At 36.8% G+C, this 11158-nt stretch carries 9 protein-coding genes and 1 riboswitch; of the genes, 3 read left to right on the top strand and 6 right to left on the bottom strand.

Going from position 1 to position 11158, the window contains the following annotated elements; translation table 11 throughout:
• Positions 1-87 precede the first annotated feature (87 nt).
• The 4 genes from Ami3637_RS09260 to metK form a co-directional block, all read right to left on the bottom strand.
• Positions 88-1368, bottom strand: a complete 1281-nt coding sequence (locus Ami3637_RS09260; RefSeq protein ID WP_162362323.1) for a 4Fe-4S binding protein — start codon at positions 1366-1368, stop codon at positions 88-90.
• 431 nt (positions 1369-1799) lie between these two features.
• Positions 1800-2717 carry a homoserine O-acetyltransferase MetA gene (gene metA / locus Ami3637_RS09255; protein WP_162362322.1) on the bottom strand — a complete coding sequence of 306 codons (918 nt, stop codon included), beginning with the start codon at positions 2715-2717 and terminating at the stop codon, positions 1800-1802.
• Between the two features lie 101 nt (positions 2718-2818).
• A complete protein-coding gene (locus tag Ami3637_RS09250; protein ID WP_162362321.1) occupies positions 2819-4132 on the bottom strand; it encodes an aspartate kinase in 1314 nt (437 codons plus the stop codon).
• Positions 4133-4367: 235 nt separating this feature from the next.
• Positions 4368-5552 (bottom strand): methionine adenosyltransferase, encoded by a 1185-nt coding sequence (metK, locus tag Ami3637_RS09245; RefSeq protein ID WP_162362320.1) that lies wholly within the window; start codon positions 5550-5552, stop codon positions 4368-4370.
• A 105-nt stretch (positions 5553-5657) separates the two neighbouring features.
• A riboswitch (SAM riboswitch) is annotated at positions 5658-5784 on the bottom strand.
• A 144-nt stretch (positions 5785-5928) separates the two neighbouring features.
• Between metK and Ami3637_RS09240 the strand changes: the two genes are divergently transcribed.
• A complete protein-coding gene (locus Ami3637_RS09240) occupies positions 5929-7104 on the top strand; it encodes a hypothetical protein (RefSeq protein ID WP_162362319.1) in 1176 nt (391 codons plus the stop codon).
• A 58-nt stretch (positions 7105-7162) separates the two neighbouring features.
• Here the strand turns inward: Ami3637_RS09240 and Ami3637_RS09235 are convergent, their stop codons facing one another.
• On the bottom strand, positions 7163-8695 hold the full coding sequence (locus Ami3637_RS09235) for an AraC family transcriptional regulator (protein ID WP_162362318.1): 1533 nt from the start codon (positions 8693-8695) through the stop codon (positions 7163-7165).
• A 282-nt stretch (positions 8696-8977) separates the two neighbouring features.
• Positions 8978-9742 carry an N-acetylmuramoyl-L-alanine amidase gene (locus Ami3637_RS09230; protein ID WP_162362317.1) on the bottom strand — a complete coding sequence of 255 codons (765 nt, stop codon included), beginning with the start codon at positions 9740-9742 and terminating at the stop codon, positions 8978-8980.
• Between the two features lie 152 nt (positions 9743-9894).
• On the opposite strand from Ami3637_RS09230, the gene Ami3637_RS09225 reads away from it, so the two are divergent.
• Positions 9895-10095, top strand: coding sequence for a hypothetical protein (locus Ami3637_RS09225; protein WP_162362316.1), 201 nt, complete (start codon positions 9895-9897; stop codon positions 10093-10095).
• A gap of 173 nt (positions 10096-10268) precedes the next feature.
• Positions 10269-11135 (top strand): alanine--tRNA ligase, encoded by an 867-nt coding sequence (locus Ami3637_RS09220; RefSeq protein WP_162362315.1) that lies wholly within the window; start codon positions 10269-10271, stop codon positions 11133-11135.
• Positions 11136-11158 lie beyond the last annotated feature (23 nt).

Raw genomic sequence — 11158 nt, 5'->3', positions numbered from 1 at the left:
GCACTCATATTATTTATGTATACTGTAGCATAATATTATACCTCATTTAGGAGAAAAAGAAAAGGGGGCAATCCCCCCAGATTATTTTTAATTTGTTCCATTCTTTTTCCCATATTCTCCATGGCTGCCGGGCCCACTATGCCCTCGCTGTATCTGGTCGTTATTATTTTGGTACTCCTGACCCAGCGCATCAGCCACAGCATTCCTTATTCCATTACTGCTGAAAGTTGCTCCTGTGACAGAATCAACACCTACATTCTGTGTTGAAATGATCTGCTGAACCATGCTGCTGAAGGCCCTGTTATAATATGGTTTATCATCATTTGTGGATACTGTAGCTATATCTGTTATATAACCATTCTTAATCGTTACGGAAACTGTGGTTGTCCCCTTAAATCCGGTTCCTGTTCCTTCATAAGTACCATCTTGATAAGTACCCGTACTTTGTTTAGTTAGTTCAGATATATTTGCTTTACCTGAATCTGATGTCTGGATAGAATCAATATAAGTTGCCCCATAGTAAGCGGCTGCGCATAATAATAGAGTAAAAACGGCTAATGCAGTTATAATCCTCTTACTTAATTGCTTCTTGCCAACTGAAGTATTTAAGTTTTCTCCCGGGCACTTGTGGATACATTTTAAACAATTTATGCATTCCCCCGAATGAACGATATCTATGGGATTTATATAAATTCCCATACTGCAGGATTCACTGCAGATATTACATTTACCACAATGGTTTTTCTCTTTTCTTATTTTCATTATACGAAACTTAGACAATATAGTAAAAAGCGCACCCAATGGACATAAATATCTGCAAAAGAACCTTTCTATAAATAGCCCCCCTGCCATGATTACTGCTAGAGTGGCTGCTCCAACCCAGTTACTTTTCATATATTCAGTCAAAGATGGCGTGTCTCCCAGAGAGGTATAAGTGCCGAATACATCCCATGGATTACTTCCTTCAAATAAGTTCATTCCCAAGGTCCAGATAAAAATTATGGACATTGCAAGAACTACATATTTCAAATATTTTAAAGTGTTATCAATCCGGTGGTTTACAATAATTTTCTTTCGGGTAATCTTGTATGAAATAAAATGAAGAAAATCCATCAACGTGCCAAAGGCACATATCCAGCCACAGAAAAATCTTCCAAATAAAATGGTAGTCAGGAAAATTACAGTAATAATGATTAATTGGGGAATGGAGGCAGTCAAATCAAAGTTTCCTTTCATGGTACAGATATAAAGGCTTTTCAGACTTCCATATATCAATGTAAAAAGGCCTGTAAAAGCAATAAAACCCGCCACCTGTATCAGCATTCTGATGCTTCTGGTATTTATTATTTTTTCTCTTATTTTATTCATTCTTTCTCCTCAATTTTTTTATTACATTACTTTAATAACAAATACTCTGTTTTAAATTGATTTCTATGAATGTAACATAAAAATGTTGATGTTTAATGAATACTATTTGTGGGTTTTGTGAAGAAAAAAAAGGGCTGGCGCACAAGTGATTAAAAAACATGGACACACTAAAACAAACCCAGAATAAGTTTTTGCTCTTATAATTATAAAAAAACAAAATCCTCGGTAGCATTTTGGGCAAATCCTACCGTATTTTTATAAAAGTTGAAACTTTATGGTAGCCATTTCAATAAAAAAGCTAACAATGTGTTAAAACTAACGAGTAAAGATGCAAAAAGCTACCGGGATTTAAGTAAAAATGATAATTCCGGTAGCACCAGCAGTATAGACAATAAAAAGCGGATATATATTTGGATATAAAAGGTTTCAATTTACTTTAACTGTGTTAAATCATATGGCGTTTCCTGATATACGTAGTAATTCAGCCAATTGGCGAACAACATACTTGCATGCCCCCTCCATCTCACGATGACATCCTTCCCCGGCTGGTCCTCCTTAAAATAGTTCTTAGGCACATCAACCGGAATTCCTTTTTGCACGTCCCTGTAATATTCCAACCCCAGGGTCTCTCTGTCATACTCCTGATGGCCCATAATGAAGATCTGTCTTCCATTATCAGTAGCCAGAATATGGGGTCCTGCCTCTTCTGATTCTGCCAGAATCCTGATTTCAGCATGGGATTCTATATCTGTTTTAAGTACCTGGGTATATCTGGAATGAGGGGCCCAGAAAGCATCATCAAATCCTCTCATTAAAGGGGTATGGGCACGAATTACTTTGTGTTCAAACACCCCAAACAGTTTCTTATCCATCGGGTACTTATTGATACCAAAATGATAATAAAGTGCTGCCTGGGCGCCCCAACAAATATACATATTGCTGTATATATGTGTTTTTGAATATTCTAATATAGCGCACAGTTCATCCCAGTAATCCACTTGTTCAAAGCTTAAGGTTTCTACTGGAGCACCGGTTAAAATCATTCCGTCGAACCGTTCATCTTTAATTTCCTGAAAGGTTTTATAAAAGGTATCCAGATATTCCTCCAGCACATTTTTAGAATCATGGCTGCCCATCCTTACTAAAGTAAGCTCCACCTGCAGTGGAGAATTTGCCAGAACTCTTGCCAACTGTGTTTCCGTAGCTGCCTTGTCTGGCATCAGATTCACCATCAGGATTCGGAGAGGCCTGATATCCTGCTTCACAGCTACCGCATCATGCATCACAAATATATTTTCTTTCTGCAGTAAATCACCTGCAGGTAATTTATCTGGTATAATCAGTGGCATAAAATCCTCACACCTTCTCTCTAGAACAGCCTTATGTGTTCCAATCTCTGTTTATAAAAACAGCGGGGTATTAGCCCGCTGTAAAGTATTCTGTCTTTTGGTTATTGCACAAAGGCATCATAAATGGCATGTATGGCCCGGTTAAAGTCTTTTGTCTCAACACCTACTATAATGTTCATTTCACTGGACCCCTGGTCAATCATCCGTATATTTACGCCTGCTTCTGCAAGAGCTGTAAATAAAGTAGCGGATACACCAAGTCTTTTGGACATGCCTGCACCTACGGTGGCAATAAGTGACATATCATCAAAAATATCAATACTGCCCGGATCAAGCTTTCTCTTTATTTCTTCAATAACATCATCCAGTTTACCATCAATGCTTTTATCTGAAACTACAACAGAAACTGTATCTATGCCACTAGGCATATGCTCAATAGCAATATCGTAGTCCTCCAGGATACTGCTAAGACGCCTGATAAAACCACTTTCCTGGCTTAGCCCGTTTTTATAAATGGCAATAACTGAAAAGTCTTTACTTCCGGCAATACCAGTTATAATCTGATCTTTTTGAACAGCCACCTCAGCGTCAATCACTGTACCAGGGTCTGTTGGAATATTAGTATTTCTAATATTTATAGGTATTCCGGCAATTCTTGCAGGATAAATAGCATCTTCATGTAATACAGACGCTCCCATATAAGAAAGTTCTCTTAGTTCTTTATAAGATATTCTGCTGATTGGCTTGGAATTCTTAACGATTCTTGGATCAGCCATTAAAAATCCGGATACATCTGTCCAGTTTTCATAAACTTCAGCACCAACAGCTCTGGCAACAATTGCACCTGTTATATCAGAGCCTCCTCTGGAAAAGGTTTTAATCTTTCCACTTGGGTAGGTTCCATAAAAGCCTGGAATAACAGCTCTTTCATGTTTTTTCAGTGCTTCTCCTAAAGCTTTATTTGTTTCTTCAGAGAGGAATTTACCCCTCTCATCAAATAAAATTAAGCCAGCAGCATCCACAAAATCGTAACCAAGCATAGCTGCTGTCATAAGGGCATTAAGATATTCCCCTCTGCTGGCTATATAATCCTGGGAAGCTCCTTCCTGAAGATTTCTTTTGATTTCATCAAATTCCTTCAGCAGATCCACCTCTACTCCAAGATTAATTTCCATCGCCATATATCTGTCACAAATCACCTGAAATACCTGTTCATAAGGTAAATTATGTTCTATGTGAGTTTTACATAAATATAAAAGATCTGTAATCTTATTGTCCTGATCGTACCGCTTTCCGGGAGCAGATACAACCACATATCTTCGGTCTTTATCTGCTTCTATTATTTCTTTTGTCTTTGTAAGCTGTATAGCATCGGCTACAGACGAGCCGCCAAACTTTGCAACTTTGATTCCCACCGGAAATCCCTCCTCTATACATTTGTTCGTAATATATAATATTCATTATTTCTTGCAATGCTAAACTCACAAAATTTTATTTTGTTTTTAGCGTATAATTTAATATTATACGCATTTTTTTGTGTAATGCAACAATTTTCAAAAATTTTTTGTGATTAAACAACAAAAGCTGTCTCTACATTTCATAGAGACAGCTTTGCTTCACATAATCATGTTTCCCTTAATTTTCTGGATTTTATAATCCTGCATCCTGCTTTAAAGCTGCAGCCTTGTCTGTCTTTTCCCAAGGAATGTCAATATCCGTTCTTCCAAAGTGCCCATAAGCAGCAACCTGTCTGTAAATAGGTCTTCTTAAGTCTAAATCTCTGATAATGGCTGCTGGTCTTAAGTCAAAATGTTTGTTTACCAGCTCAGTGATTGTTTCATCAGATACTTTTCCTGTTCCAAAAGTGTCAACAAGAACAGATACCGGTTTTGCCACACCAATAGCATAAGCCAGTTCAATTTCACATTTATCTGCCAGGCCCGCAGCAACAATATTTTTTGCAACGTATCTTGCTGCATAGGTTGCTGAACGGTCAACTTTTGTAGGGTCTTTACCACTGAATGCACCACCGCCATGTCTTGCATATCCGCCATAGGTGTCCACAATAATCTTTCTTCCTGTAAGGCCTGAATCACCATGGGGTCCTCCGATTACAAACCGGCCAGTAGGATTTACGAAATACTTTGTTTCATTATCCAAAAGCTCTGCTGGAATAACAGGCTTAATAACCTTTTCAATCAAATCTTTTCTGATTTGCTCCTGAGTTGCTTCCGGATCATGCTGGGTTGAAATAAGAACAGTGTCCACTCTTTTTACCTTATCCCCATCATACTCAACAGTTACCTGTGTTTTTCCATCTGGTCTTAGATAGTTAATAGTTCCATCTTTTCTTACCTTTGTAAGCTGTAATGCAAGCTTATGGGCAAGAGAAATCGGCATAGGCATTAACTCTGGTGTTTCGTTACATGCAAAACCAAACATAATACCCTGGTCACCTGCACCTGTTTCTTCAATCAGGTCATTCATGGAACCTTCCTTGTATTCTAATGCCTTGTCCACACCCATGGCAATATCGCCAGACTGTTCATCTATTGCCGTTAAAACAGCACAAGTGTTTCCGTCAAAACCATATTCACTCTTTGTATATCCGATATCACAAATGACTTGTCGTACTATTTTGGGAATATCGATATAACAATTTGTGGTAATCTCTCCCATTACCATAGCATAGCCTGTGGTTGTAGTTGTCTCTGCTGCCACTCTTCCATAAGGATCCTGAGAATAAATAGCATCAAGTATAGCATCTGAAATCTGGTCACAGATTTTGTCAGGGTGTCCTTCTGTTACTGATTCTGAAGTAAATAATCTTTTCATAACGCTACGTCCTTTCTTTTTTAAATTACTTTAACAATAATTTTATCCAAAAAACTAAAATAACCTCTTAAGAAAGAGGTCCGATTTTTCGTATTAGATAATCTTTCCTCATCTTCCAGAATACCAACTTCTGTAGGATTTAGCACCTTTTATATCTGATTGCAAGCGCATGTCAAATACACAGGTTGCCGGGCATCGCAGGGCCTATTCCCTCCGCCACTCTTGATAAGGGGTTATTTAAGAGATTTAAGTACTTTGTACTTTTCATCTCTATTGTCGTTTTCTTATTATATTATATCCACAAATAGCATATTGTCAATATATAACCTTTTGGGTTATACTAAATTTATTATAGTATAGAAAAGGATAGGTAATATTGGATAGAAAGTTTAAAGTTATAAGAGGTGGAATGGATTCCCCTCTGCACAGTAACAAACAGTTTATTAGTGCTTACATTACAGATACAAGACTTATGGGTGTCACAGGTCTTTATATACATTGGGGAATTGAAGATGAAAACATAAGCTCGGATTTTCACCAGTTCTTTTATTTTGACGCAGAAGAATATGGATTCGAGACATATAAAAGCATTGTGGGAAATGACATAGAAGAAATCACCGTAATTGAAAGTGCACTGCTAGGCGGTCTTGGGGGCAAAAAAATAAAAATAGGTGAAGCCGAAGCCTGTCATTTAGTACAGGAATATGCCAAAGCCAATCAGGATCTGGCCATACCATTGCCAAAAGGCAAGGAGGAGTACGAATTCATCTTACAGAAGGATGTTACTCTTAGCCTGAAAGAAAAACATGACTTAATGAAAAAAATGTGTGATCCCATTCATTCGGATTATCAGATAATCAACTACTTTTTAATGCGTTGCTTTGGCCACGATTATTATGCTGCAAAGTTTCTGACCAATGGACGGACCCCTGTGGACATATATTCAGATTATCCGATCTCAACATTATGCAAAAATACTATTGATATAAATGATAAAGAAAATAATTCTTATTTATGTGAATCTTTAATTGAAAGCAGTGGAAGTTATCACATTGTCGTATCAGAAGTCACCGTTGATTCACTCCTTATTTCAGAGTTTAAAAAGGGTTCTGATTTTAAGGTCAGTGCCGCTGAAGCAGCAATGATGCTGTCAAGGCCGGAATATATCACAGTATACGATCTGGAAACCGATAATGATGATTTTATAGACAGCAGTCTGGCTGAAATTACCACCAATGCCATGATGACAATACACGAAAACGGCAGACTGTTTCTGGCATTCAATAAAAACAATTCTCATGTAGATAAGCCTATATTCCGATTAAATGAGGATGTATATGGAATGTTTTATATCTCTGATTTTGGCCAGATGATTATCGCCAGTTATAATGTCCGGGGAATCCAATCCCTGGAAATGGATTTAAGAAAAAGTCCATTAAAAGGATATCTTTCCATGATTGCCAAATATGAATTTAAAGAACCTATTCTCTATGAGTTTATCCAGAGTGACTTTGATGACTTCGAAGACTTTCTGGAGTTTATAAGAGAATAAAAAAAGGCTGTATCAAAACAGCCTTTTTCATTTCTTATTATATACTTATCTATGCATCTTACCTTCTGTCTATGAGAATGATTTCAGCGCTTATTCCTCTCATTGTGGACCGTATGCTTAATGCCTCAGAAGTTGTAACAGTACTGAATTCCACATCTGGCAAAGTAGACCAGCTGCTGATTAAAGTTTCTCTCTTGCTGGCCACTCCTGGTGCTCTTAATCCTTCCTGATAAGCCGTCACAATATTTTTCTGTGATATTTTATACCGGCTTACATTGAAATCTCCGGATAAGCCCTGGCACTTTATTAAAAACTCTCCCTCTTCTTCATACTGGGAACAAATTTCATAAATTTTTTCACGATTTTCTGCATTCTGTAGTTCAGTTCTTATAAAATCATTTATATTATATACCAAAATACTGATACTGTTAATTTCTTCAGGGTTCTGGCTGCTTGTAGTAATGATATAATTTGCCCCTGATGCAAGCATGGTTTCTTTCAGACTTTTCATCAGATTATAAGGCCTTGCTATAGGTTTCATCTCATCCTTTTCCAATAACTGCCCAATAAATAGATCTTCTTTTGACTTTTCATCTAAAGCGGATTGTATATCTAAATCCACAATAACAGGATCTGGCTTCTTTCCTTTGATGTAATCACTATAAACACCTTTCACCTGTTTTCTGATGGCATCCTCAATTTCCATAGGAGAGCATCTGATATATCGGGCTGTTGTTTCCCTTTTATTAGGCTTGTCCGCAAATTTCTTCCTATATTCCTGTGGGTGCATATTGAACCAAGTTTTAAAATGCTTGATATAATATCGGACTGCAGAAAAACCCATCTCTTCAGATATGGCTCCAATCTTCTTATTTGTGCCAAGTAAGAGTTTTTCTGATTCCTCAACCCTTATGAAACTAAGTAAATCCTGAAAGCTAAGGCCTGTAGCTTCTTTTATCACATGGGACAAATAATAAATACTTAAGTGCTCACGATCTGCTATCTCATTTAATGTAAGTTTTCTTGTATAGTTTTCATACATATAATCAGTAATTCTTCTCAGACGGCCAGCGAGCACTTTATTTGCCTTGTTTTTAGTTTCATTTATAAATTTACCGTCTTCCATGACAAAATACTGAAAGTCAGACAATAAACATGCTAAAAGGTTGTGTGTACTCTCTATGACTTTATGTTCATATCCGTATCCTTTTTCTATGACTTCCATCATAATACGACCCAGTATGTTTCGAAGTACATCTAAACTTTCATCATCGTCGTGCATATCTGTAACAAAAAAATTGTTTTTCAAGTTGCCATAGTAATTAGAAAAATAGGATAAATTCATTTGAAGCATCATAACCATATTATCCTCACCAGTCTTGGTAAAGCTATGTATTTCCCTGTCATTTAAAATAAATATATCTCCCTGCTTTAGAAGATAATTATAGTACCCATTTTTTAAATTCACAGATCCTTCTAAAACATAAACCACTTCCAAGTCATCATGGAAATGTATGGGGTATTCCTCAATATGTGCAGTTATTACATTTATTGGCAATTCCTCTCTAAAATAGCTTTTTTCTTTTAACATGTGCACCTCCAAAATTTCTCTTTTATGTATCCAGATTATTAAATTATGTAAACCCTCAGTTGTATGTTCGAAACATTTTTCAACAGCCCATAAATTGGAGTATTTAAGGGACTAGCACAGTTTTCCACACCTCTTCTATTAATTGTATACAATTTTATTCACTTGTGTCTGTGGATATGTTAACAGCCCGCATGTGCTTGTTTTTCAACACTTATATCGAAATTTAAGGGTGTCAGTTCATACTTATCCACAAGTTACATTGTATTATTTAAAACTGCTTTTTTATAAGCTGTCAAGAATTTTTATGTCCTTTTTTGCTTCTTTATTGCTAAACGCCATTATTCCTTCATAAATGCAGCCCGCTATTTTTTTCTGATATTCTTCATTCTCCAATTGTCTGGCTTCCTGGCTGTTTGACAAAAAACCACATTCTACAATAATAATTGGGGAACTGGGATTTTTCAGAATCAACACGCCAGATTTACTAAGCACAATACGTTCTGTTCCATTTTCTATCCCTTTATTCAGGGATTCCTGGACGATTTCTGCTAAACGTTTACTTTCTGCTATAACAGGTTCCTTTTCTGAACCAGATGGATAAAATACTTGTGCTCCGTGTACGCTTCTGTCCTCTTTAAAACTATTTAAATGGATGCTCACCGTAGCTGTAGGCTTCACTTCCGAAATGATTCTTTTTCTCTCCAATAAGTCTTTTGTTTTTTTGCTTCGGATTGACCCTTTTGCTTCTTCCCCAAGGCTTATATCTTCATTTCTGGTCATGATAACATTCCAGCCATCTGCTCTGGCTAATTCTTCAAGATTTTTTGCAATAGCCAGATTTATATTCTTTTCTGTAACACCATCTGCGCTTTCTGCTCCCCCATCCATACCTCCGTGACCTGGATCTATAACAATAACATCAGCAGATGTAATTCTTTCAACACTTCTCAGAACATCGTGGTACATTGGCACAGCAGCCGTAACAAAGCAAAGAGTTACTATGCAAATTATATATTTTAGCTTATTTACTTTCCTGTTTACTCTCATATCTTCCGCCTCCCTGCCTAAATATATGCAGAAAGCTTTTTGTCCTATTCCTTTGGTTGATTTAAGAGCAAACTAGTACATCTTTAAAATTATTATATAACAGAATTACTAATTTGTGTTATAATAATTTCATAATTACAAGGAGAATTTTTATGAATACAAATAAGCTTTATCAAAAAAATCCCTATTTAAAAAATTGTATATCCAATATAGTTGATGTAACTCAATCAGGAAACCTTATCACTTTGGTTCTGAATCAGACTATTTTCTTCCCAACAGGTGGGGGCAGAGCTGTGATAAAGGAAAAATTAACAATCTTGAGGTTGTGGATGTATATGAAAAAGCTGGTATAATATTTCATTGCTTATCATGTGACAACAGCAATATAGTATGGGATATCGGGGATGAAGTTTCTTGCCAAATAAACTGGGAACACAGGTTTCTAAACATGCAGAGGCATTGTGGGGAGCATATCCTATCCGGTATACTTTATAGAGAATACGGTGGTATAAACAGGGGTTTTCATATGGGCGAGGACTATATGACTATCGACATCAGTTTAGAAGCAATGCCGGAGATAAAAACACTAACCTGGGAAATGGCTAAAGAAGCAGAATACTTTGCAAATCAGGTAATCTGGTCTGATGCTCCAGTAATTATGCGCCATTTTAAAACTCAGGCGGAAGCTGCCGATTTGCCGCTTCGAAAACCCCTGGCTATTGATGAAGATATTACTATCGTCTGTGTTGGAGATGTTAATAATCCTGCTGACTGCGTTGCCTGTTGTGGGACTCATCCGGGTTCTGCAGGTCAGGTGGGACTTATTAAAATCCTAAAGGTAGAAAATTATAAAGGAATGTTCCGAATCTATTGTGAAGCAGGCAGAAGGGCCATGGAGATTTTTGACTCCTACCATGAAATACTTACTACTCTTAACAATAAGTATTCTGCAGGGTCCAAAGACTTACTGGATAAAATGTCAGGTCAGGAAGAAAAAAACAAGGCTGTAAGGAATGAGCTCTATGTTCTTAAGCAATCTGTCATCAAAGAGCGAATCTTTGCTCTCACAGCTTATTTAGAGTCTTTAAATGCTATATCTGATCAGGATGCTGTTATTACAAAAGAATATAATGACATGAAAATTGATGACCTTCTGAATATAGGCAGAGCTATGATTCCTTACCTTACCAAAGTACTGGCAATCATCTGCAGAACTGACAATACTGTTCTTTTGTTTTCCAATGGAAAAATAGATTGCGGTAAACTGGTTAAAGATAATGCTGCAATCTATCAGGGCAAAGGCGGTGGTAACAATACAAGCGCTCGGGCAATATTCTCAAAAGATGAGTTTATTGATACATTCATTGATTTATTAAATAAGCATTTACGTTAATATAAAAGCGGGATGAATGAAAC

Source organism: Aminipila terrae (genome assembly GCF_010120715.1).
GTDB lineage: Bacteria > Bacillota > Clostridia > Peptostreptococcales > Anaerovoracaceae > Aminipila > Aminipila terrae.
The sequence above is the reverse complement of the archived record's forward strand: the minus strand, read 5'-3'. Positions and strand labels throughout refer to the sequence as shown.